Here is a 23,184-nt window from a genome sequence, read left to right as displayed (position 1 = left end):
CCGCCCCCGGGAGCGGAACTCACTTCAGGAAGTCGGGGAAGTCCAGGGAGTCCTTGCGCGCGGAGCCCGTCCCGGCGCCGGCCTCGGCCTCGGCGGGCAGGTCGACGTCGAAACCGGCGTCGTCGGGCACGTCGTCGTTCTGCACCGGCTGCGCCCACCGCTGCGAGGTCGAGGGCTGGCCGAAGGACGGGGCGCCGCCGCGCTGCGGGGCGCGGCCCACGCCGGCGGGCTGAGCGGCGCCGGAGCCGAAGGCCGCGCGCGTGGTCGCCGCCTGCTGGGCGGCCGCGTTGGTGTTGTTGGCGTTCGTCTCCGGGCTGACCGAGTCGAAGCCCGCGGCGATGACCGTGACGCGGGCCTGGTCTCCCAGGGCGTCGTCGATGACCGCGCCGAAGATGATGTTCGCCTCGGGGTGGGCGACCTCCTGGACCAGGCGGGCGGCCTCGTTGATCTCGAACAGGCCGAGGTCGGAGCCGCCCTGGATGGACAGCAGCACGCCGTGGGCGCCGTCGATGGAGGCCTCCAGCAGCGGGGACGCGATGGCGAGCTCGGCGGCCTTCACGGCACGGTCCTCGCCCTGCGCGGCGCCGATGCCCATGAGCGCCGAGCCGGCGCCCTGCATCACGGACTTCACGTCGGCGAAGTCGAGGTTGATCAGGCCCGGGGTGGTGATCAGGTCGGTGATGCCCTGCACGCCCGAGAGCAGCACCTGGTCCGCGGACTTGAAGGCGTCCAGCATGGACACGTTGCGGTCGGAGATGGACAGCAGCCGGTCGTTGGGGATCACGATGAGGGTGTCGACCTCGTCGCGCAGCGTCTCGATGCCGTTCTCCGCCTGGTTGGACCGGCGGCGGCCCTCGAAGGTGAACGGGCGGGTGACGACGCCGATGGTCAGGGCACCCAGGGAGCGGGCCATGCGGGCGACCACGGGGGCGCCACCGGTGCCGGTGCCGCCGCCCTCGCCGGCGGTCACGAAGACCATGTCGGCCCCCTTGAGGACCTCCTCGATCTCCTCGTGGTGGTCCTCCGCCGCCTGGCGCCCGACGTCGGGGTTGGCGCCCGCGCCCAGGCCGCGTGTGAGCTCGCGCCCGACGTCGAGCTTGACGTCGGCGTCGCTCATCAGCAGGGCCTGCGCGTCGGTGTTGATCGCGATGAACTCGACGCCGCGCAACCCCTCCTCGATCATCCGGTTGACGGCGTTGACGCCGCCGCCGCCGATTCCGACGACCTTGATGACGGCCAAGTAGTTCTGGGGGGTGGAGGAGTCCATGGGTACCTAACTAGAGATGGTTCGGGTCCGGGTTCGTGAGTCGATTTTCAACCTTCGATCGAAGGTCGAATCCGAGGTCGTCAACTGTTCTCCCGGGAGGTTCGATGTCGAGGTCAAGCCTAACAACCACGGGGAGCACCTGCACGACAAGCCATACCGCTTTCGACACTTTTCGCCAAAACCGCAGGTCGTGCTGTCCTTCGCCCACACCATAGACCTCTGGTCGAAGGTGAGGGCGGAATCGCGTCCGTCAGCGCACCACGGGACGGGTCGGGCTCGACACGTCGTAGGTCTCGACCCCGCTGCCGGCCCCGCGCGCCTCGACGAGCTCCCGCAGCACCTGGGACTTCAGCTCGCTGTCCTCGGCGGTCCCCCAGACGACCGTGCGGCCGTCGGTGAAGGCCAGCTCGACCGAGGACAGGGACTCGGCCGAGGCGGTGCGCAGCTGCGCGAGCACGGACTCCGGCAGGGCGGCCAGCACGGCGGCGATGGCGTCGAAGCGCTCGCTCCCGAGCACGTCGCGGCCGCCCGTGACGACCGGGACGCCCGCCTCCTCCGCCGACCCGGCCGTCATCAGCGCCACGCCCTCCGAGTCGACGACCACGAACTCGTCCCCGTCCTCGATCGCCGCCACGGGCACGCGCTCGTGCAGCGCCACCACGAGGTGGTGCGGGGGCTCGAGCAGCACCTCGATGGAGCGGACCTGCGGGATCCGGCCCACCCGGTCCCGCACCTCGTCCTTGGAGATCCGGGTCAGCGGGACGCCCCGGTAGTCCTCGAGCGCGGACTCGACGCGGGCCGGGTCCGTCAGCTCGGCGCCGCGCACCGAGACCTCCCGGACGGCCAGCGCCGGGGAGAGAAACAGGACGCCGGCGAGCACGGCCATGGCGGCGAGCACGCCGAGCACGGCTGCGATCCGGCGGCGCCGGCGCCGGGCCCCCGCGGAGGCGGGAAAGGCGACAACGGTGCCCCCGGCCGTGGCACCGACCGCCGTCGAGCCGGCCCGTGCGGGCTCGTCCTCGGGGGGCAGCCGGGAGGCGGTGAGCGTGCGGGAGGCGGCCCGCTCCTGCCGGTGCCGCCGCCAGGCGCTGAACCGGCCGCCGGCGGCCGGGACCTCCTCGAGGTCCTCGTCGTCGGCCAGGGGCGTGACCTTGGTGCCGTCGTTCACCCGCACGCGCCCGCCCTGCGGTGCGGATCCGCCGGCGGCGGTGGTTCCGCCGGGATCCGTGCTCCCGGGCCGGCGGCCGGAGTCGCCGGGCGATCCGGCGGCGTGCTCCGGAGCGGTCCCGTCCGCCGGTGCGGGGACCTCGGCGCCGCCGTCCCGGGCGGAGTCCCCGAGCCGTGGCTGGTGCGGGCGACCGTGCCGGCTCATCAGCCGGCTCCGAGACGGTCCACGAGCCGGGGGCCGAGGGCCGTGACGTCCCCGGCGCCCACCGTGAGCACCAGGTCCCCGGGCCTGGCGGCCCGGGCGGCCTGGACGACCGCGTCGGCCCCGTCGGGGACGTAGCGGACGTGGGCGGGGGCGCGGTCGGTGACGATCTCGCTCGTGAGGCCGTCGACGGGCCGCTCCCGCGCGGCGAAGATGTCGATGACCAGGGCCTCGTCGGCCAGGGCGAGGGCGTCGGCGAACTCGGCCGCGAACTCGCGCGTGCGGGAGAACAGGTGCGGCTGGAAGATGGCGATCACCCGGTGCCCGGCCGCGACCTCGCGGGCCGCCGTGAGCGCCGCGACCACCTCGGTGGGGTGGTGGGCGTAGTCGTCGAAGACCCGGATCCCGTCCACCTCGCCCCGCAGGTCGAAGCGCCGGGCGGAGCCGTGGAACCCGGCCAGCCCGCGCACCGCGTCCGCGGGCGGGACACCGGCCTCGACGGCCACGCAGAAGGCGGCGGTCGCGTTGAGGACGTTGTGCCGGCCGGGCACCGCGAGCTCGAGCCGCTCCTCGCGGCGGTCCGCGCCCTCGCCCAGCAGCAGCGTGCTGCTGGTGCGCAGCCCGTCGGCCTCCCCGGGGAGCACCCGGACGTCGGAGGTCGGGTCCGTGCCGTAGCTGACGACCCGCCCGCCGGCGGCCCGGTGGCGCTCGGCCAGCGCCCGCGAGCCGGCGTCGTCCTGGCAGGCCACGAGCAGCCCGTCCTCGGGCAGCGTCGCGGCGAACTCGTCGAAGGCCCGGAAGAAGGCCTCGCGGGAGGCGTAGTAGTCGAGGTGGTCGGGCTCGATGTTGGTGACCACGGCGATCCGCGGACCGTACGCCAGGAAGGAGCCGTCCGACTCGTCGGCCTCGGCCACGAACCAGCGGCCCGCGCCGAGGGCCGCGTTGGAGCCGAGATCGGCCACGTGCGCGCCGATGGCCCAGGAGGGCTCCAGCCCGGCGGCGTGCAGCGCGAGCGCGGCCATGGCGCTGGTGGTCGTCTTGCCGTGGGTGCCGGCCACGGCCACGACCTCACGGCCGTGCATCGCGGCCGCGAGCGCCTCGGAGCGGTGGAGCACGCGCAGCCCCGCGGCCCGGGCGGCGGCGTACTCGGGGTCCTCGGGCGGGATCGCGGTGGACACGACCACGGTCTGCGCCCCGTCGACGTGGCCGGCGTGCTGGCCCACGTGCACGGTGGCGCCCAGGTCCTGGAGCTGGCGCAGGGCCGGGGAGTCCTGCCGGTCGGATCCGCTCACCGGCACCCCGCGGGCGAGCATGAGCTTCGCGACGGCGGACATCCCCGCTCCGCCCATGCCGATGAAGTGGACCCGGCCCAGCAGTCCGGGGTCGGTCTGGTGCTCAGCGCCCACCGGGGGCCTCCTCGAGGATCATCCGTGCCAGCACGGTGTCGGCGTCGCGCACGCCGTGGCCACGGCTCGCGGCGGCCATCGCCGCGAGCCGGTCGGGGTCGGCCAGCAGCGGGTGGACGTGCCGGCGGTACCAGTCGGGGGTGAACGCGTCGTCGGTCACGAGCTGCGCCGCGCCGGCCGCCACGAGGGAGGCGGCGTTGAGCGCCTGCTCGCCGTTGCCGACCGGCAGCGGGACGAACACGGCGGGCAGGCCGACGGCCGCCGCCTCCGAGACGGTCGCGGCGCCGGCGCGGGCCACCAGCAGGTCGGCGGCGGCGTAGACGCGCTCCATGCCGTCCACGTACTCGACCTGCACGTAGCCCGGGGCGCTCAGCAGCGCGCCGTCGTCCCCGGTGAGCTGCTTGCCCCGGCCGGTGACGTGGAGCAGCTGGTGACCGTGCTCGGCGACCTCCCCGGCGACCCCGGCCACGGTCCGGTTCATGGCGAGTGCTCCCGAGGAGCCGCCGGTGACCACGACGGTGGGCCGGTCCGGGTCGAGCCCGAAGGACCGGCGCGCCTCCGCGCGCAGCGCCGCGCGGTCCAGACGGGAGATCTCCCGGCGCATGGGCATGCCGACGGTCACGGCTCCGCGCAGGGGGGTGCCGGGGAACGCGGTGGCCACGGTCGCGGCCCAGCGCGCGCCGACCCGGTTGGCCAGGCCCGGCCGGGCGTTGGCCTCGTGGACCACGATGGGCAGGCCGCGCCGGGCGGCGGCGAGGTAGACGGGGGTGCAGACGTACCCGCCGACGCCGAGCACCACGTCGGGCCGCACCCGGTCCAGGATCTCCCCGGCCTGCCGCACGGCGCCGAGGAGCCGCCCGGGCAGCCGGACGAGGTCCACGGAGGGCCGGCGGGGCAGCGGCACCCGGTCGACGAGCTCGAGCTCGAGGCCGGCCTGCGGGACGAGCCGCGTCTCCATCCCGGACGCGGTGCCCACCGCCGTGAGCCGGGCCTCCGGAGCCTGCTCGCGCAGTGCGGCGGCCACGGCCAGGAGGGGGCTGACGTGCCCGGCGGTGCCACCGCCGGCCAGCAGGACCGACGGCGCGGGGGCTCCGGTGGTGGGTTCGGACGGTGTCATGCGCGATCCTCGTTCGGGGTGCGGGGGCGGGGGGTGCGGGCGGGGACCTGGATCCGGCGCGGCAGCCGGGTGAAGGACATCACCACGCCGACGGCCGCGAGGCTCATCAGCAGCGACGACCCACCGTAGCTGATGAACGGGAGGGGGATGCCGATCACGGGCAGCACTCCCGTGACCATGCCGATGTTGATGAACGCCTGGCCGACGAGCCAGGTGACGATGCAGGCGGTGGCGATCCGGACGAAGCTGCTGCGGGCGCGCAGGATCACGCGGGCCATCGCCAGGGCCATCACCGCGAACAGGGCGAGGATCAGCACCGTGCCCAGCAGGCCCAGCTCCTCGCCGATGATCGAGAAGATGTAGTCGTTGTGCGCCTCGGGGACGTAGTTGTACTTGAGCCGGGACTGGCCCAGCCCCACGCCCCACCAGCCGCCCGAGGCCAGGGCGTTGAGCCCCTGCTGGGCCTGGTAGCAGGCGTCGGTGGCCCCGCACTCGCCGAAGAGCCAGCCGGTGATCCGGTCCACGCGGTGCGGCGCGGTGACGATGGCCAGCGTGCCGGCCAGCGCGGCCCCGGCGGCCGCGACCACGAACAGGCGCAGCGGCGCCCCGGCGAAGAACAGGGCGGCCGCGTAGATCAGGACGAAGACGAGGGCCGTGCCCACGTCGTCGCCGAGCACGATCATCAGGGCGGGGACCCCGATGCCCAGGCCCGAGGGCCAGAGGGCCTGGCGCCAGTCCCGCACGGCGTCGCCCTGCCGGGCCAGGACCATCGCCAGCCAGAGGGCGACGGCGAGCTTGGCGGCCTCGGACGGCTGGAAGGACTGCCCGCCCACCACGATCCAGTTCCGGTTGCCGTTGATCTCCTGCCCGAGCGGGGTGAAGACGAGCATCAGCAGCAGCACGGCGAGGACCAGGAGCCCGGTGGCGCCCCTGCGGTACCAGGCGGTGGGCACGAAGGACAGGGCGAACATCAGGAGCACGCCGAGCCCCCCGAAGGTGGCCTGCTTGACGAAGTACGAGTACGCGGACTCCTGCGCCGAGATGGACTCCACCGCCGAGGCGGAGAGCACCATCATGATGCCGATGGCCGTGAGCAGCAGCACGGAACCGGCCAGCGCGTAGTAGGAGTGGATGAGCGGGCCGTCCACCAGGGCCCGCCAGAAGCGGCGCGCCCCGCCCAGGGAGCCGCGGGCCGTCTGCGCGAGCCCCGCCCGCTCCCGCACCGTGGTCACGACAGCCGTCCCACGAGGTCGGTGACCTCCCGGATGAACGCGTCCCCGCGGTGGGCGTAGGAGGTGAACTGGTCCATCGAGGCGGACGCCGGAGCCATCAGCACCGTGTCGCCCTGCTGCGCGACCTCGTGGGCGAGCCGGACGGCCTCGCCCATCACGGCGTCGCCCGCCCCGGCGCCGGGCCGCTCGGCGGTCCGCAGGACGGGGACCTGCGGGGCGTGCGCGGCGAGCGCGGCCAGCAGGGAGTCGTTGTCCGTGCCGATGAGCACCACGGTGCGCAGCCGGCCGGCGTGCCGGGCGACGAGCCGGTCGTAGGAGACGCCCTTGGACAGGCCGCCGGCGATCCACACCACGGGGTCGAACGCGGACAGGGCCGCGTCGGCCGCGTGCGGGTTGGTGGCCTTGGAGTCGTTGATCCACAGCACCCCGTGCGTCGTGGCGACGGCCTGGATCCGGTGGTCGCCGGGCTCCCAGGCGCGCAGCCCGTCCCGCACGGCCTCCGGCGGGGCACCGGCCGCCCGGGCCAGTGCCGCGGCGGCCAGGGCGTTGGCCACGCCGTGGGGGGTGGGGAGGGGGCCGGTGTCGGTGATCGCGGCGAGCTCGAGCGCGGAGCCGCGGCGGTCGTCGAGGAAGGCCCGGTCCACGAGCAGGTCCTCCACGACACCGAGCATGCTGACGTCGGGGGTCTCGAGGGTGAAGCCCACCGCGCGGCAGCCCTCGACGACGTCGGCCTCCTCGACCATGCGCACGGTCTCGGCCTGCTGGGCGTTGTAGACGCAGGCCACCCGGGTGTTCTCGTAGATCCGGGACTTGTCCGCCACGTAGTTCTCGTAGCCGCCGTGCCAGTCCACGTGGTCCTCGGCCACGTTGAGCACCACCGACGCCAGCGGCGACATCGAGGACGTCCAGTGCAGCTGGAAGCTGGACAGCTCCACGGCGAGCACGTCGTGCTCGACGGGATCGCGCAGCGCGTCCAGGATGGGGGTGCCCACGTTGCCGACGGCGGCCGCGGTGAGCCCGGCGGCCCGCAGCATCGACGCGGTCATCCCGACCGCGGTGGTCTTGCCGTTGGTGCCGGTGATGCACACCCACTCGGCGGTTTTGCGCCCGGCGCGCTCGCGGACCCGCCAGGCGAGCTCCACGTCGCCCCAGATCTGGATGCCCTCGGCCGCCGCGGCGGCCAGCAGGGGGTGGTCGGGGCGCAGCCCCGGTGAGGTGACCACCAGCTCGGGGCGGGCGCCCTCGACGTCGGGCACGGCCTCCTGGGAGCTCTCCCCCAGCAGGACGTCGGCGGCGCCCACGATCCGCAGGGTGTCGGCCTTCGCCCGGGTCTCCGGGGTGTCGGCCCCGTCGACGACGACGACGCGGGCGCCCAGCTCGATCAGGGTGTCCGCGGCGGCGAAGCCCGAGAGCCCGATCCCGGCCACGACCACGCGCAGTCCGGACCAGTCGGCGTCCCACGTGGTGAGCCCCGCCAGGCGCGGCCGGTCCAGGACGGGGTTGTCGTTGCTCGCGTGGATCATTGGATCATTCCTCCGTGGGAGAGCAGCCAGTCGCCGTAGAAGACGCCGAGCGCGGCCGCGACGAACAGCCCGGCGATGATCCAGAAGCGGACCACGATGGTCACCTCGTTCCAGCCCTTGAGCTCGAAGTGGTGCTGCAGCGGCGCCATCTTGAAGATGCGCCGGCCGCCGGAGAGCTTGAAGTAGCCGACCTGCAGGATGACGGAGACCGTGATGACCACGAACAGCCCGGCGATGAGCACGAGCAGCAGCTCGGTGCGGGTCAGCACCGCGAACGCGGCGAGCGCGCCGCCGAGCCCGAGGGAGCCCGTGTCGCCCATGAAGATCTTCGCCGGGGAGGTGTTCCACCACAGGAAGCCCACGAGGGCCCCGACCAGGGCGGCGGCGGTGAGGGCGAGGTCGGCGGCGTCGCGCACCTCGTAGCAGACCCCTTGGGCCACGGATCCGCACAGGTGGGTGTTCTGCCACATGGCGATCAGCAGGTAGCCGCTGAACACGAGGATGGACGCGCCGGTGGCGAGGCCGTCGAGGCCGTCGGTGAGGTTCACGGCGTTCGTCGTGGCGGTCGCGATCAGGTTCACCCAGATCACGAAGAGCACGGCCCCGACCACGGTGCCCGCGAACGCGAGGTCGAGGGAGGTGTCCCGGGTCACGGAGATCGCGGAGGACGCGGGAGTGGTGCCCTGCGGGCCGGGCACGAGCAGCACGAGCAGCGCGAACGCGGTGCCGATGAGGCCCTGGAGTACGATCTTGCCCACGGCGCTGAGCCCGAGGTTCTGCTTCTTGGCGATCTTCTTGTAGTCGTCGATGAAGCCGACGAACCCCATGCCCAGCATCAGCAGCAGCGCGGAGAGCCCGGAGAGGGTGATTCCCCCGTAGGCCGGCCACAGGATCCCGGAGATCAGGTGCGTCAGCGCGTAGGCGACCACCACGGAGCCCAGGATCGCCACCCCGCCCATGGTGGGCGTCCCGCGCTTGGTGTGGTGGCTGGTGGGCCCGTCGTCCCGGATGAACTGGCCGTAGCCGCGCCGGGCGAGGAACTTGATGAAGGCCGGGGTGCCGAAGAGGGAGAGCACCAGCGCGAAGCCGGCCGCCATGAGGATCTGGATCATGCCGGCTCGTTCCCCTCGGCGGAGGGGCCCGGGGTGGTGGGCCTTCCGCTCGGGTCGAGGGAGGCGTTGACGTAGGGGCCGGCCGAGAGCCAGTGGTCGCCGTGCGCCGGGGCGTCGTTGCCCGGGGCCGGTCCGCCGGAGCGGTCCCCCGCCTCGGACGCCACCCGGTCCCCCAGGACCGCCAGGCCGACGGCGTTGGAGGACTTGAAGAGCACGACGTCACCGGGTGCGAGCTCCTGGCGCAGGATCTCCTCGGCGTCCTCCGGGGTCGCCGCCCAGGTGGCCTCGTTGCCCCACGAGCCCTCCAGCTGGGCGGCGTCGTACACCGGCCGGGCGAGGTCGCCGACCGCGATGAGCTTGGAGATGTTCAGCCGCACGACCATGCGGCCCAGGGCGTCGTGCTCCTCCACCGTGCTGTCGCCGAGCTCGAGCATGCCGCCGAGCACCGCCCACGTGCGGCGGGGCGCGGAACCGCCGGAGCCGCGGCCCAGCTGGGCCAGGGTCTGCAGCGCGGCGCGCATCGACTGGGGGTTGGCGTTGTAGGCGTCGTTGATCACCGTCACCCCGTCGGCCCGTTCGGTGCGCTCCATCCGCCACCGGCTCACGGCGCCCTGGGCGTTGAGCGAGGCCGCGATCCGCTCGGGGGCGACCCCTGCCACGAAGGCCGCCGACGCGGCCGCGAGCAGGTTGGAGACGTGGTGCGCCCCGATGAGCCGGGAGACGATCCCGTGCTCGGAGCCGTCGGGGAAGTGCAGTCGGAACTCCGGGTTGCCGCCGGGGCCGAGCCGGATCCCGGAGGCGTGCACCCGGGCGGCCGGGACGTCGGGCAGCGCGTTCGCCGGGGACTCCCCGAAGAACAGCACCGGCGCGGCGGTGCGGCGGTGCATCTGGCGGACCAGGACGTCGTCGTCGTTGAGGACCGCCACGCCGTCGGCCCGCAGGGACTCGACGAGCTCGCCCTTGGCGCGGGCGATGTTGGCGACCCCGCCGAACTCGCCGGCGTGGGCCGAGCCGACGCACAGCACCACCCCGACGTCGGGGCGGACCATCCGGCACAGGTAGTCGATGTTGCCGATCCTGGTGGCGCCCATCTCGATGATGAGGAACCGGGTGCCCGGCCCGGCCTCGAAGACGGTCAGCGGCACGCCGACCTCTCCGTTGTACGAGCCGCGCGGCGCGACCGTGGGGCCCTCCGCGGCGAAGATGCCCCGCAGGAGGTCCTTGGTGGTGGTCTTGCCGACGGAGCCGGTGACGGCGATGACCTTCACCTCGTGGTCGGCGCGCAGCTGGGTCACGACCCAGGCGGCGAGCCGGCCCATCGCCTCGACCACGTCGGGGACGAGCACGCCCGGGTAGGTGACGCCCGCGGCGTCGGCGACCTCGCGCTCGACGAGGGCGAGCACGGCGCCGGCGGCGAAGGCGGCGCCCACGTGCTCGTGGCCGTCGGTGACCTCGCCCGGCTTGGCGACGAACAGGGTCCCGGGGCGGGCCTCGCGGGAGTCGGTGGCGACGTGGTGGACGACGGACGCCTCGGCGGCGGCGCCGACGGGTCGTCCGCCCGTGATCTGCGCGAGCTGTGCGGCGGTGACGTCGATCATCGGTTCTCCCAACGGTCCTGCTGCCCCTCGGCCAGCGCGGCCCGCAGCTCTTCCCTGTCGTCCAACGGGTGGTCCACGCCCCGGATCTCCTGGACCGTCTCGTGGCCGCGACCGGCCACGAGCACGGAGTCGGCCGGCCTCGCCATGGCCACCGCGGCGCGGATGGCCACGGTCCGGGGCTCGAGCACGAGCACCTCCTGGGCCCTGGCCCCGGCGTCGCGGGCCGCGAGCGCGCCGGCGGCGACCTCGGCGCGGATCCCGCCGGGCTCCTCGTCGTGCGGGTCGTCGTCGGTGACGATCACGACGTCGGCGTGGCGGGCGGCGATCTCGCCCATGATCGGGCGCTTGGACCGGTCCCGCTCGCCCGTGGCGCCGAAGACCACGATGACGCGGCCGTCCCCGTCGGGCGGTTCCACGGCGGCGAGCGCACGGCGCAGGGCGTCCGGGTTGTGCGCGAAGTCGACGACGGCGGTCGGCTGCGTGCCGATCAGCTGCATCCGCCCGGGCACGTCCGTGGTGAGGGGGTCCGCCTCGTCGAGGACGCGCTGCACGTCGGCGACGTCGATGCCGGAGGCCACGACCATGACCACGGCGAGCGCGGCGTTGGCCACGTTGAAGTCGCCGGGCAGGGCGGTGGACACGCGCAGCGTCCGGCCGTCCCGGTGCCGCAGCGCGAAGCCGTGGCCGATCCCGCGGCGGGTCATGCTGGTCAGGGTCCAGTCCGCGCCGTGCCGGCCCGGTCCGGAGTCCCGGTCCCCGGGCACGCCGCCGCGCAGGGCGATCGTGTCCACCAGGTCCGTGCCGAGCTGCTCCCGGGCGTGCCCGGCCATCCGCAGGCCCCAGACGTCGTCCTCGTCCTGGACCAGCACCACGGCCCGGCGGGTCCGCTCCGGGGTGAACAGCTGGGCCTTGACCGCGAAGTACTCCTCCATCGACCCGTGCAGGTCGAGGTGGTCCTGGGTCAGGTTCGTGAACCCGGCGACGTCGAAGCGGACCCCGTCCACCCGGTGGAACTCCAGGGCGTGGGAGGAGACCTCCATGGACGCCGCCGTGATGCCGCGCTCGCGCATGAGCGCGAGCAGCGCGTGCACGTGCGGAGCCTCCGGGGTGGTGAGCCGGGAGGGGATCGACTCGTCGCCGGCGAGGATCTCGATGGTCCCGATCAGACCCGTGCGCCGGCCGAGGGCGCGGAGCACCGAGTTGGTGAAGTAGGTCGTGGTCGTCTTGCCGTTGGTGCCGGTCACCGCGAACAGTGCCGGGGCGGTCCCGTCCTCCGGCCGGGTGCCGTAGACGCGCGCGGCGATCGCGCCCACGCACCGGCGGGGGTCCGGGGCCTCGACCACGGGCAGCCGGATGCCGGCGTGCCGGAGGATCCCGGCGCCCTCGGCGTCGGTGAGCACCGCGGCGGCGCCCGAGCGCTCGGCGGCCGCGGCGAACCGGGCGCCGTGGGTGCGGGCGCCGGGCAGGGCCGCGTAGAGGTCGCCGGGACGCAGCTGGCGGGAGTCCAGGGAGATGCCGGTGACGTCCACGGCCCGGGACGGCGCCGTCCCGCCGGCGAGCCGGGCGGTCTCGGCGAGGCTCAGCGGGCGGGTCCGGGCGGGGCGCATCGTCTGCGCGTCGTGTCCCTGCTGGGCTGTCGCGTCCATCAACGTCCTTCGTGGTCTGGTCGGCGGTCGGGTGGTCCGCCGGGAGCGGGGGGTGCGGACCCGGGGGTGGCCGGGCACAGCGATATGGAAGTCTAGTCGCCCTCGTCGGCCCGCCGGGACGTGGCGGGGGCGTCGGCGTCGGCCGCGGCGGCCCCGGGTCCGGCGTCGGCGTCGGCCGTGTCCTCCCGCGTGGTGCCGTCCGCGGCGCCGCTGTCCTCCGGTGCCTCGACGCCCGGCGGGGTGTCCACCGGCGCCGTCTCCTCGGCCTCGTCCTCCTCCGGTTCGTCCGTGCGCAGCGGGATCTCCACGGGCTCGGTCGTCGAGGGCGGGACGTCGTAGTGGCGAAGCACCTGTCCCATGATCTTGCTGAAGGTGGGGGTGGTGCCGATCGTGCGGACGTCGCCCTCGGGCCGCTGGAGCGTGACCGCCACGAGGTACTGGGGGTCCTCGACGGGGGCGACGCCCACGAAGGAGGTGGTGTAGCCGTCGTAGCCGCCCTCGGGGCTGGGCGCCTCGGCGGTGCCGGTCTTGCCGCCCACGCGGTAGCCCTCCACGGCGGCCTCCTTGGCGCCGCCCTGGGTGACGGTGACCTCCATCATGTCGAGCACCTGCTGCGCCGTCTCCTCGGAGACGACCCGCTCGCCCTCGGGCCGCTCCACCGGGGTGCGGGTGCCGTCGGGGGCGATGACGGACTCGACGACACGGGGCTCCACCTGGACCCCGCCGTTGCCGATGGCCTGGAAGATCGTGGCGGTGCGCAACGGGGTCTGGGCGACGCCCTGGCCGAAGAGCACGGTGTACTGCTGGCGCACGTCCCACTGGTCCGCGCTCGTGAGGATGCCGGGCGACTCCCCCGGCAGCTCGATCCCCGTGGTCTCGCCCACGCCGAAGCGCTGCATCCACTCGTGGCGCTGCTCCGGGGAGAGCTTGCCGCCGACGAGGACGGTGCCCGTGTTCATCGAGTCGGCGATGATCCCGGCGAACGTGCGCTGCTGCTCGCCGTGGTCGAAGGCGTCGGTGATCTTCTGCCCCTCGATCTCCAGGAACGGGGGCACGGTGATCTCCGTGCGCGGCGTCGCCACGCCCTCCTCCACGGCGGCGGCCGCGGTGAGGATCTTCTGGGTGGAGCCGGGCTCCACGGCGTTCTGCACGGAGCGCACGCCGAGGTCCTGCGGGTCCGCCGCCCCGATGTCGTTGGGGTCCACCGTCGAGGAGTCGGCCAGCGCCAGCACCGCGCCGTCCTCGATCCGCATCACCACGGCCGTGCCCCACTCGGCGTCGAGCTCCTCGGCGCGTTCCATGACGGCCTGCTGGGCGAAGAACTGGACGTCGCTGTCGATCGACAGCTGCACCGAGGAGCCGTCCTCCACGGGGCTCTCCTCCTGCGGCGCCACCGGGATCCGCACGCCGTCGGCGCTGATCTCGAAGGTCCGGCTCCCGTCCGTACCGCGCAGCAACCCGTCCTGGGTCTGCTCGATCCCGCCGAGCGCCTCGTCGTCCCCGCCCATGAAGCCGACCACGCTGCCGGCCACCGGCCCGTGGGGGTAGATGCGGTCGGAGGAGGGCTGCCCGTACACGTAGGGCAGGCCGAGCTCGCGCACGGTGTTCCACTGCTCGGGCGTCACCCCGCGGGCCACGTACTCGAACTGCTTGTCGCCGTCGAGGGCGTCCTTGACCTCGGTGTCCTCGAGCTCGAGGGCGTCGGCGAGCTGGTACACCGCCTGCGTGGGCGTCACGGTCTCGGTGGTGCCGTCGGCCAGCGGTCGCGCGAACTCGCGCACGAGGGACTGGTCGACCGTGACGTCGTAGCGCTGCAGCGTGCGGGCGAGGACGTTGCCGTGGGTGTCCCGGATCTCCCCGCGCAGCGCGGGGACCACCTCGGTGCGGGACCGCTCCGCCGCGGCGGCCTCGGCGCGGCCGGCGACGTCGAAGCCCTGCACCCACATGAGGCGGAGCCCGAGGACCACCAGCAGGCCGAGGACGAGGACGACGCCGATGTGGCTGCGGCCGATGCCGCGGGCGCCGGGGGCGTCACCGGTGGACGTCGAGCGTGCGCGTGCCACGTGTCTGCCTCGTTCCTGGTTGGGACTGGGGGATGTCCGGGTTGCTGCTGCCGGCGGGTGCGGGGGCCGGCGTCCGGGTCACTCCCCGGGCGTGCGCTGCGGCGGGGCGGGGAGGGAACCGCCGTCCGCCCCCGCGTCGCCCGCCGGCGCCGCGTCCTCGCGGGCCCGGCGCTCGGCGTCCTCGCGCTCCTGCTCCGCCTTCTCCCGATCGCGGTCGTCGGCGCGCTGGGCGGCGCGGTCCGCTGCCTCCGAGCCGGTCTGGTGGGCGTGCTCGACCAGGATCTCGTGGTCCTCCTGGGGCTGCGCCGGGAGCGGATCGCCCTCGACGGTCCCGTTCGTGAGATCGATCGTGCCCGAGTCCTGCGCGGGGACCATGCCGAGGTCCGTGGCCATCACCGCGAGGTTCTGCGGGGCGTTGTAGAACTCGAGGTCCTGGGTGAGCGCCTCGTTCTGCTGACTGAGGGCCTGCTCCTGGGCGCGCAGCTCCACGAGCCGGTACTGGCCGCCGGAGATCTGGATGTTGAGGACCAGGATGGAGGCCAGTGCGACCACGAGGGCGACCAGGCTGAGCAGCACGGTGGAGAACCGCTGCCGTCGCGCCCGGCCCGGGACCACGGACAGCGGGGCCCGGGTGGAGCCGGCCGGCTCCTCGGCGTGCGGTGCGGGGCTGCTCAGCTGGCGGGCGGAGCTGCCCTCCACCGGCGGGCGCTGCCCGCGCCGCCCGGCCCAGGCACCGATGCCCGTCCGCGAGGAATCCGTCCGTGCGGGGCGTCGCTGGAGTCCGGTTCCGCTCATGCCGTGTACCTCTGCGCGTTCTGTGCTGTGGGGGGAGTGTGCTGTCTGATGCGCTCCACCGCGCGCAGTCGCGCGGAGGCGGCCCGGGGGTTCTCGTCGACCTCCCCGGGGGTGGGGGTCTCCGTCCCGCGGGTCAGCACCCGCAGGGTCGGCTTGTGCTGGTCGAGCTCCACGGGGAACCCCTTCGGCGCCGTCGAGGTGGCTCCCCGGGCGAAGGCCTGCTTGACGATCCGGTCCTCCAGGGAGTGGTAGCTCATGGCCACGACGCGGCCGCCGACGGGCACGGCGTCCAGTGCGGCCGGGATCGCCCGGCGCAGGACGTCGAGCTCCTCGTTGACCTCGATCCGCAACGCCTGGAACGTCTGCTTCGCCGGGTGCCCCTTGCGGTGCTGGGCTCCCTGCGGCACGGCCCCGCGGACGACCTCGACGAGCTCCCCCGTGGTCCGCAGCGGGGTCCTGGCCCGGTGCTCCACGATCGCGCGGGCGATGCGGCCGGCGAAGCGCTCCTCGCCCCAGTCCCGCAGGATCCGGCGCAGGTCCGCCTCGCTGTAGTCGTTGACCACGTCCTGGGCCGTGACGGGCGCCGTGGCGTCCATGCGCATGTCGAGGGGGGCGTCGTAGGAGTAGGCGAAGCCGCGCTCGCGCTCGTCGAGCTGCAGGGACGAGACCCCGAGGTCGAAGAGCACGGCGTCCGCGTGGTCGAACCCGTGCCGGTCGAGGGCCTCGGGGATCCGGTCGTACGTCGTGTGCACGGGGTGGAAGCGGTCCCCGAAGGGGGCCAGCCGTGCGCCCGCCAGAGCGTGCGCCTGCGGGTCCCGGTCGATGGCCACGAGGTGCAGGCCGGGGAAGCGCCGCAGCAGCGCCTCGGAGTGACCGCCCATGCCCATCGTCGCGTCCACCGCCACGGCGCCGTCCTCGCCGAGCGCGGGAGCCATCAGGTCGAGGCACCGCTCGAGCAGCACGGGAACGTGGAGCTGCTCGGCTGGGCGTTGCGCCATGGGCCCTCTCTTCGGCGGTCGACGGTGGATCGGTCTTCGGTGGCCGGCGCCGGGTCGACGCCGTGGTGCGGCGGCGGGCCTTCCAGGATCAGAACCCCATCCGCTGGCCGTCCCTCGAATCCGGCCTGGCTCAGGGGAAGGTGAGCCAGGACGGTGACGGCTGTGCGGCTGGAGATCTCATCCGGGAAGCGGCTCCGCGTGCTCCGCGGGTGATCTCGGCTGCCCTGCGCTCAGAAGAGCCCGGGCACCACTTCCTCCTCGGTGTCGGAGAAGACGGCCTCCTTCTCGTTCAGGTAGTCGTTCCACGCCTGGGCGTCCCAGATCTCCGCCCGGGTGCCCGCGCCGATGACGGCGAGCTCCCGGCCCAGCCCGGCGTAGTCCCGCAGCGGCGGCGGTATGGTGACTCGGCCCTGCTTGTCCGGGACCTCGTCCGAGGCGCCCGAGAGAAAGACCCGGATGTAGTCCCTGGCCTGCTTCGAGGACAGTGGCGCCGCCCTCAGCTGCTCGTGGACCCGCTCGAACTCGCGGACGCTGAACACGTAGAGGCACCGTTCCTGACCACGGGTCAGGACGAGTCCCTCCGCCAGCTCCTCCCGGTACTTCGCCGGCAGGATCAAGCGGCCCTTCTCGTCGAGACGGGGTGAGTACGTTCCGAGAAACATGCTCACCGCCTCTCCAGCCCGAGAGTTCTCCCAGATCCATCTCTTCGCCCCACTTTACTCCACTTCACTCCCCGGTCAACGAACGCGGGGCCCGTGCGCCCCGGCGTGGCGCGGCGCGAGGACACCTCGAACGGCGTCGCCCCAGGTGGGCGGGGTGGCGTACCGGTGGAGCGTCGTGGAGGACGGCGTGGAGCGCCGTCCCGGGAGACGGTGCTGGGCGCCGGCGGGGCGGCGCGGTGCCACGGAACGGACGCGGTGGAGGGCGACGTGGAGCGTCGTGGAGGGCGGCGGGGAGGGCGGCGGGGAGGACAGTGGAGGATCGGTCCGCGCGTCGCTCGCCGGGCACCAAAAAACTCCCCGGCAGCGTACCGGGGAGCTGGTCGGGCACCGCGCCCCTGGGCGGCGGCACGGTGGTGGGCGGTGGGGGGACCTGGTGGAGCGGTCGGCCCGGGCGGCGCCCTACGTGCGGCTCCGCGCCCGGAGGAGTGCGGTCAGGAGGACTGGCCCCCGGAGTTGCGCTGGTCCCAGCGCTCCTCGAGGTTCTGCAGGAAGGGCGACGAGCGGCGGGGCGGACCCCCCTTGCCGGACTCGCCACCGGGGCGCGGCTTGCCGGAGCGCATCGTGGCGACGTAGACGCCTGCGCCCATCACGACGAAACCCAGGACCCCCACCAGGATGGAGTCGATGACCACCCCGCCCAGGAGGACGAGCAGACCGACGACGGCGATCACGATCCCGAGGACGATGTTGCGGGTGGAAGCTCCCCTGACGGCACGGGAACCCATGCTCGTCACGAACCTCGGGTCGTCCGCGTGGAGCTGCTTCTCCAGCTGGGCCAGGAGCTGTTGCTCGTGCTCGGACAGTGGCACGGTATGCCTCCTCATCCTTCGGGTGCGGATTCCCCGGCTGTTCCGGCGCCGCCTCCTACCAGGATAGACCGTCGGGTGCTGATTTGGCACCGCGCACACGGCTGTCAACAGCCTCCGAATTGCCTTCCGGATTCCGTGGTGCGGGCGGCAGGAGGCGGGCGGGTCCGAGGCGTTCGGCGCCGAAGCGGGCGTGCACCCGGTCCATGGCCTGCTCGGCGGCCCCCCATTCCTCCTCGCGGCCGTCCAGGCTCAGCTGCAGGGCCTCCGTGGCGGGCTCCAGCCCCTCGGCCCGGACCCCGATGAGGCGGACCGGCTGGGGGCGGCTCCCGAGCTCCTCGAGCAGGCCCGTGCCGTGCTCGAGCAGGTCGTGGGCCGAGGTGAAGGGGTGCTGCAGCGTCCGTGAGCGGGTGATGGTCGTGAAGTCCGCGTAGCGCACCTTGAGCCCCACCCGGCGGGCGCGCAGTCCCTGGCGGCGCAGCCGTGAGGCGGTCCGGTGGCTCAGCCGCAGCAGGGTCTCGTGCAGCACCCGGTCGTCCGAGACGTCCCGGGCGAAGGTCTCCTCCGCGCCCACGCTCTTCTCCTCCCGGACCGGCTCGACCGGACGGGGGTCGCGCCCGTTGGCGAGCTCGTGCAGGTGGTGGCCGGCGGCCCGGCCGACCAGCCGGGTCAGCAGGGGCACCGGGGCGGCCGCGAGGTCCCCGACGCTCCGGAGACCCGCGCCGGTGAGCGTCGCGGCCGTGCGCCCCCCGACGCCCCACAGCGCCGAGACCGGCAGCTCTGCCAGGAAGGCGACGGTGTCCTCGGGCTGGACGAGCAGGAGCCCGTCCGGTTTGGAGCGGGTCGAGGCGATCTTCGCGACGGTCTTGTTGGCGCCGATCCCCACGGAGGCGGTGAGCCCCAGCTCGTCCCGCACGCGGGCGCGCAGGCCGCGGGCGATCCCCACCGGGGGGCCGAGCCGCCGGACTGCTCCGGCGACGTCGAGGAAGGCCTCGTCCACGCTGATCTGCTCCACCCGGTCGGTGATCTCCCAGAACATCGCCATGACCCGGCGGGAATAGGCCTCGTAGGCGTCGCGGTGGGGCTCGAGCAGGACGGCCCGGGGACACATCGCCCGGGCCCGGCCCAGAGGCATGCCGGAGCGGACGCCGTACTCCCGGGCCTCGTAGGAGGCGGAGAGGACGACGGAACGGTTCCCCGACCCCGCCACGATGACGGGCCGGCCCCGCAGCTGCGGGGCCGCGAGCAGCTCCACGCCGACGTAGAACATGTCCATGTCGACGTGCAGGACGGCGCACGCCCGCCAGCGTTCCAGCCGGTCCTTCGGCGTCTCGTTCACCGTGTCCTCCTCCCGGGTCCGGCACAGCATAGCCCTCGGCGCGGACATCCCGGCCGCCGTGCGGGCACCCGCCCGGGCACCGCTCCCGCGGCCCGTCCGGCGGGCCTTCGATAGGCTGGGCCGGACATCGCGGACGGCCGCCAGGAGCAGTCCGCCACCGCCCCGAGACCGAGGTCCAGCCACCCATGACGTGCCCGCCGCTCCCGCATCACCCCGACGCGTCCTCCGGCACCGCGCCCCGGGCCCGCCCCGAGGACGCCTTCCGCGCCGAGGACGAGCGGTTCGTGGCCCGGCTGCACGAGGAGCTGGAGGAGTTCTTCGGGCGGCAGCGGACGGTCCTGGGCGGGATCTCGGCGGACGCCCTCCCGCTGCTGGACGCCGTCGCCGCCCTCTCCGCCGGCGGCAAGCGGCTCCGCGCTCGGCTGTGCTACTGGGGCTGGCGGGCGGCGGGCGGTGATCCGGAGGACCCGGCCGTGGTCCGGGCCGGTGCGGCGCTCGAGCTCTTCCAGTCCGCCGCGCTCATCCACGACGACGTCATCGACCGATCCGACACCCGCCGGGGCGCCCCCAGCGTGCACCGCCGGTTCGAGTCCGTGCACGCGACGGGGGGCTGGGCCCTGGACGGCGCCGCCTTCGGCGTCGCCGCCGCGATCCTCTCCGGAGACCTGTGCCTGTCCTGGAGCGAGCAGCTCTTCACCGCGGCCTCCACCACGGCGCACGGCGGCCACCGTGCACGCGCGGTCTTCGACCTCATGCGCTCGGAGGTGATGGCCGGGCAGTACCTCGACGTGCAGGGCGAGGTCGCCGGCGGGGGCCAGGACCGCGACGGAGCGGTGCAGCGGGCCCTGGACGTCATCCGGTACAAGTCGGCGAAGTACTCCGTGGAGCACCCCGTGGTGCTCGGCGCCGCCCTGGCCGGGGCGCCGGAGCCGGTGCTGGAGCGCTGCTCCGCGTTCGCGCTGCCCCTGGGCGAGGCGTTCCAGTTGCGCGACGACGTCCTGGGCGTGTTCGGCGACCCGGCGGCCACGGGCAAGCCCGCCGGGGACGACCTGCGCGAGGGCAAGCGGACGGTGCTCGTCGGCTACGTCCGCACGCGCGGCAGCGAGGCCCAGATCGCGCGGCTCGAGGCGGCCCTGGGCAGGCCGGACCTGACGGAGGAGGACGTCGAGGAGCTCCGTGCGCTCATCACGGCGTGCGGCGCCCTGGGCTCCACGGAGGCGCTCATCGACGGGCTCAGCCGGGAGGCGTTCACGGCGCTGGACCGGCTCGGGGCCGACGCCGTGCCCATGGCCGCGCTGCGCGGTCTCGCGACGGCCGCGGTCCGCCGCTCCTCCTGAGCCCGGCGCGCCGGTCAGGAGCGGGTCACCAGGCCAGGGCCTGCGCCCGGCGGCGGATCTCCGTCTTGCGCCCGTCCCGCAGCGCGTCGACGGGACGCCCCGGCAGGGACTCGTCCTCGGTGAACAGCCACGTGATCGCCTCGGCGTCGGTGAAGCCGGAGTCCCGCAGGACCGCCACCGTGCCCTTCAGCGAGTCGACCACGGCACCGTCCAGGAGGAACGCGGCCGGCACCCGGCGGATGCTGTCGTGCGGGTTGCGGACGGCGAGGAGCGTCCCGTCGTCGACGAGTCCGTGGACGCGGGTGACCACGAGGCCGAGCTGCTCAGCGACGTCGGGCAGGGGCAACCACTCCTGGACGAGACCGTCCAGGCGGTCGAACTCCTCGGTGCTGATTCCGGATGTGTTCTTCACGCCCCCAGAGTGCCACGTCCGCCGGTGCCCGTGCCACGCGGTCCCGCCACGGTATGCTCGACCCGCGGAGCCGGCTGAGAACTCCGCACCTTCCCCGATCAGCGTCAGAGAGCCCCTTCATGCCGTTTCCCCCCGACAGCGACACGACCGACCCGAACGACGCACCGCACCGCACCGCCGCCGAGTCCCCCGGCGCGCAGGACGACCGCTCCTCCGGCTGGGCCCGCCGGGCCCGCACGGGCTCGGCGGTCACGGCCGTCGCCGCCCTGGCCGCCCTGGGCGGGGGCACCGTGGCCCACGCCGCCCCCGCGCAGACGGCCCAGGTGACCGCGGCGCCTCTGCTCGTCGGCCAGAAGACGGCGAAGTCCCCGGAGCACACCGTGTCCCCAGGGGACTCCCTGTGGGCGGTCGCCCAGCGCCACGGCGTCGCCGTGGACGAGCTCATGCGGTGGAACGACCTCTCGGGCGCGGCGCTGCTGATGCCCGGGCAGAAGCTGCGCCTCTCCGGCGGCGAAGCCCCTGCCGCCGGCGCCTCGAAGGAGACCGCCCCCCCGGCGGAGGATCCGCCCCGCACGGACCACGTCGTGCGCTCCGGCGACTCGCTGTGGAGCATCTCGCAGGCGCGCGGGGTGTCGGTCCAGTCGCTCCTCGAGGCCAACGACCTCACGGTGAACTCCCTGCTGCGCCCGGGACAGCGGCTGTCGGTCGCCGCGCCGGCCTCCGCCACCGTGCGGACCGCAGCGGCCCCGGAGCCGGCCGAGGAGCCCCGGCCCGAGCGCGCCGTCGGCGACAGCTTCCTGGGCCGCACCTACGAGGACAGTGTGGTGGACTCCGCCAACCGCCACCACGAGCAGCTCACCGCACGCCCGGCACCGTCCCGGGAGGAGATGCGCAGGCTGGTCCACGACACCGCCGTGCAGATGGGCGTGGACCCGGCCCTCGCCCTGGCGCACGCCTATCAGGAGTCGGGCTTCGACCACCGGGCCGTCTCCCCCGCGGACGCCGTGGGCACCATGCAGGTCATCCCGGACGCCGGGGACTGGGCCTCGGGCCTCGTGGGCCGGGAGCTCGACCTGCTGGACCCGCAGGACAACGTCACCGCCGGCGTGGCCATCATCCGGCAGCTGGGCCGCTCGGCGCCCAGCACCGACGTGGCCATCGCCGCGTACTACCAGGGCCTGCACGGGGTGAAGAAGTACGGGATGTACGACGACACCAAGCAGTACGTCAAGAACGTCAAGTCCCACCGCAAGCGGTTCGGTCCGTGACCTCCGACCCAGGCAGCGCACAGCGCCCCGCCCTAGGCTGAGCCCGTGCAGCACGCGCTCCCCGACCACCTGACCGGGACCCTCCTCGAGGGCCGCTACGAGCTGGGTCCGCGCATCGCCCGCGGCGGCACCGCCACCGTGTACCGGGCGGTGGACACGCGCCTGCAGCGCGTCGTGGCGGTCAAGCTCATGCACGCCCACCTGGCGGAGGACCCGGCCGCCGCGGACCGGTTCGTACGGGAGGCCCGGGCCGCGGCGCGGCTGTCCCACCCGCACGTCGTCTCCGTGCTCGACCAGGGCCATGCCCCGGACGGGGTGCCCTACCTGGTCATGGAGCACGTGGCGGGCTCGACGCTGCGCGACCTCCTGCGCCGGCGCGGCGCTCTCCCCCCGGGCGAGGCGCTGGCGCTGCTGGAGCCGGTTCTCGACGGGCTCGCGGCGGCCCACCGGGCGGGGCTGGTGCACCGTGACGTGAAGCCGGAGAACGTGCTGATCGCCGGCAGCGGCCGGGTGACGGTCGCGGACTTCGGTCTCACCCGCGCCGTCGACCAGCACACGGCGACCGGGACGGTGCTGGGCACGGTGGGCTACGCCTCGCCGGAGCTCGTGACCGGGCAGCGGGTCGACACCCGGGCGGACGTGTACTCGGCCGGCATCGTGCTCTTCGAGCTCCTGGCCGGACGCCGTCCCTTCGAGGGCGGCCCCCTGGCCGTGGCGCGCGCCCACGCGGAGGGCGCCGTCCCGGACGTGCGCACCCTGGACCCCGGTCTCCCGGCCGGCCTGGCGCGGCTCGTCGCCCGGGCCACGGCGCGGGACCCGGAGCTGCGCCCGCCGGACGCCGGCAGGTTCCTCGAGGAGCTGCGGGCGGTCCGGGCGGACCTCCGGCCGGCCGAGCTCGACCGCCTCCCGGCCGGCGCCGTGCACGGCTCCTCGCCGGCACCGCCCCCGGACCGGCACGGCGACCCGACCACGGCGCCGGCCCCGGACGGAGGGCGCACGACGGCACCGGACCCCCGGGCCGCCCCCACCGAGGCCCTGGCCCCGGGGGCCGCCCCCACCGAAGCCATCGGCACGGAGGCGATCGGCACGGCCACCATCGGCACGGAGACCGTCGGCACGGAGGCGATCAGCACTGAGGTCCTCGGCCCGGCGACCACGCGGACCGGGGTGCCGC

The 23,184-nt window shown here is 74.4% G+C and carries 19 protein-coding genes; 3 read left to right on the top strand and 16 right to left on the bottom strand.

From position 1 onward, the window contains the following. Positions 1-19 precede the first annotated feature (19 nt). From ftsZ to dinB, 15 genes are all read right to left on the bottom strand, one after another. Positions 20-1,267 carry a cell division protein FtsZ gene (ftsZ, locus tag ACH9D2_RS06145; protein WP_396361941.1) on the bottom strand — a complete coding sequence of 416 codons (1,248 nt, stop codon included), beginning with the start codon at positions 1,265-1,267 and terminating at the stop codon, positions 20-22. A 250-nt stretch (positions 1,268-1,517) separates the two neighbouring features. Then, complete coding sequence (locus ACH9D2_RS06140) at positions 1,518-2,639, bottom strand: cell division protein FtsQ/DivIB (RefSeq protein WP_396361940.1); 1,122 nt, start codon at positions 2,637-2,639, stop codon at positions 1,518-1,520. Then, positions 2,639-4,042, bottom strand: coding sequence for a UDP-N-acetylmuramate--L-alanine ligase (murC, locus tag ACH9D2_RS06135; protein WP_396361939.1), 1,404 nt, complete (start codon positions 4,040-4,042; stop codon positions 2,639-2,641). Before murC ends, ACH9D2_RS06140 begins: the two co-directional genes overlap by 1 nt. Beyond that, on the bottom strand, positions 4,032-5,159 hold the full coding sequence (gene murG, locus ACH9D2_RS06130; protein WP_396361937.1) for an undecaprenyldiphospho-muramoylpentapeptide beta-N-acetylglucosaminyltransferase: 1,128 nt from the start codon (positions 5,157-5,159) through the stop codon (positions 4,032-4,034). The genes murC and murG overlap by 11 nt, the downstream gene beginning before the upstream one ends. Further along, positions 5,156-6,391, bottom strand: a complete 1,236-nt coding sequence (ftsW, locus tag ACH9D2_RS06125; protein WP_396361935.1) for a putative lipid II flippase FtsW — start codon at positions 6,389-6,391, stop codon at positions 5,156-5,158. The genes murG and ftsW overlap by 4 nt, the downstream gene beginning before the upstream one ends. Next, the gene (gene murD, locus ACH9D2_RS06120; protein WP_396361933.1) at positions 6,388-7,914 is read right to left on the bottom strand and encodes a UDP-N-acetylmuramoyl-L-alanine--D-glutamate ligase; all 1,527 of its coding nucleotides are present in this window, start codon (positions 7,912-7,914) and stop codon (positions 6,388-6,390) included. The genes ftsW and murD overlap by 4 nt, the downstream gene beginning before the upstream one ends. Further along, positions 7,911-9,026, bottom strand: coding sequence for a phospho-N-acetylmuramoyl-pentapeptide-transferase (gene mraY, locus ACH9D2_RS06115; RefSeq protein WP_396361931.1), 1,116 nt, complete (start codon positions 9,024-9,026; stop codon positions 7,911-7,913). The genes murD and mraY overlap by 4 nt, the downstream gene beginning before the upstream one ends. Beyond that, entirely contained in the window at positions 9,023-10,624 is a 1,602-nt protein-coding gene (locus ACH9D2_RS06110; protein WP_396361929.1) for a UDP-N-acetylmuramoyl-tripeptide--D-alanyl-D-alanine ligase, read from the bottom strand. Before ACH9D2_RS06110 ends, mraY begins: the two co-directional genes overlap by 4 nt. After that, on the bottom strand, positions 10,621-12,270 hold the full coding sequence (locus tag ACH9D2_RS06105) for a UDP-N-acetylmuramoyl-L-alanyl-D-glutamate--2,6-diaminopimelate ligase (protein WP_396361928.1): 1,650 nt from the start codon (positions 12,268-12,270) through the stop codon (positions 10,621-10,623). Before ACH9D2_RS06105 ends, ACH9D2_RS06110 begins: the two co-directional genes overlap by 4 nt. Before the next feature lie 92 nt (positions 12,271-12,362). Further along, entirely contained in the window at positions 12,363-14,333 is a 1,971-nt protein-coding gene (locus ACH9D2_RS06100) for a peptidoglycan D,D-transpeptidase FtsI family protein (protein WP_396361927.1), read from the bottom strand. A 78-nt stretch (positions 14,334-14,411) separates the two neighbouring features. Next, on the bottom strand, positions 14,412-15,128 hold the full coding sequence (locus ACH9D2_RS06095; RefSeq protein ID WP_396361926.1) for a hypothetical protein: 717 nt from the start codon (positions 15,126-15,128) through the stop codon (positions 14,412-14,414). Then, positions 15,125-16,126, bottom strand: coding sequence for a 16S rRNA (cytosine(1402)-N(4))-methyltransferase RsmH (gene rsmH, locus ACH9D2_RS06090; RefSeq protein ID WP_396361924.1), 1,002 nt, complete (start codon positions 16,124-16,126; stop codon positions 15,125-15,127). Before rsmH ends, ACH9D2_RS06095 begins: the two co-directional genes overlap by 4 nt. Before the next feature lie 230 nt (positions 16,127-16,356). Next, entirely contained in the window at positions 16,357-16,788 is a 432-nt protein-coding gene (mraZ, locus tag ACH9D2_RS06085) for a division/cell wall cluster transcriptional repressor MraZ (RefSeq protein ID WP_396361943.1), read from the bottom strand. A gap of 491 nt (positions 16,789-17,279) precedes the next feature. Continuing rightward, positions 17,280-17,657, bottom strand: coding sequence for a DUF3040 domain-containing protein (locus ACH9D2_RS06080; protein ID WP_396361922.1), 378 nt, complete (start codon positions 17,655-17,657; stop codon positions 17,280-17,282). A gap of 55 nt (positions 17,658-17,712) precedes the next feature. Then, complete coding sequence (gene dinB, locus ACH9D2_RS06075) at positions 17,713-18,993, bottom strand: DNA polymerase IV (RefSeq protein WP_396361920.1); 1,281 nt, start codon at positions 18,991-18,993, stop codon at positions 17,713-17,715. A gap of 185 nt (positions 18,994-19,178) precedes the next feature. Here dinB and ACH9D2_RS06070 point away from each other — a divergent pair, with 185 nt between their 5' ends. Then, entirely contained in the window at positions 19,179-20,330 is a 1,152-nt protein-coding gene (locus tag ACH9D2_RS06070; protein WP_396361918.1) for a polyprenyl synthetase family protein, read from the top strand. Between the two features lie 25 nt (positions 20,331-20,355). Here the strand turns inward: ACH9D2_RS06070 and ACH9D2_RS06065 are convergent, their stop codons facing one another. Then, a complete protein-coding gene (locus ACH9D2_RS06065) occupies positions 20,356-20,742 on the bottom strand; it encodes an Rv2175c family DNA-binding protein (RefSeq protein ID WP_396361917.1) in 387 nt (128 codons plus the stop codon). 119 nt (positions 20,743-20,861) lie between these two features. On the opposite strand from ACH9D2_RS06065, the gene ACH9D2_RS06060 reads away from it, so the two are divergent. Next, positions 20,862-22,010: a LysM peptidoglycan-binding domain-containing protein gene (locus tag ACH9D2_RS06060; RefSeq protein ID WP_396361915.1), complete on the top strand. Its 1,149-nt coding sequence runs from the start codon at positions 20,862-20,864 to the stop codon at positions 22,008-22,010. Between the two features lie 45 nt (positions 22,011-22,055). Continuing rightward, positions 22,056-23,184: protein kinase domain-containing protein (locus tag ACH9D2_RS06055; protein WP_396361914.1), on the top strand; the 1,129-nt coding region annotated here is incomplete at its 3' end.

The sequence above is a fragment of the Kocuria rhizosphaericola genome (assembly GCF_044462205.1).
In the GTDB taxonomy this organism is placed as follows: Bacteria; Actinomycetota; Actinomycetes; order Actinomycetales; family Micrococcaceae; genus Kocuria; species Kocuria rhizosphaericola.
This window is presented reverse-complemented; position numbering and strand designations above follow the sequence as displayed.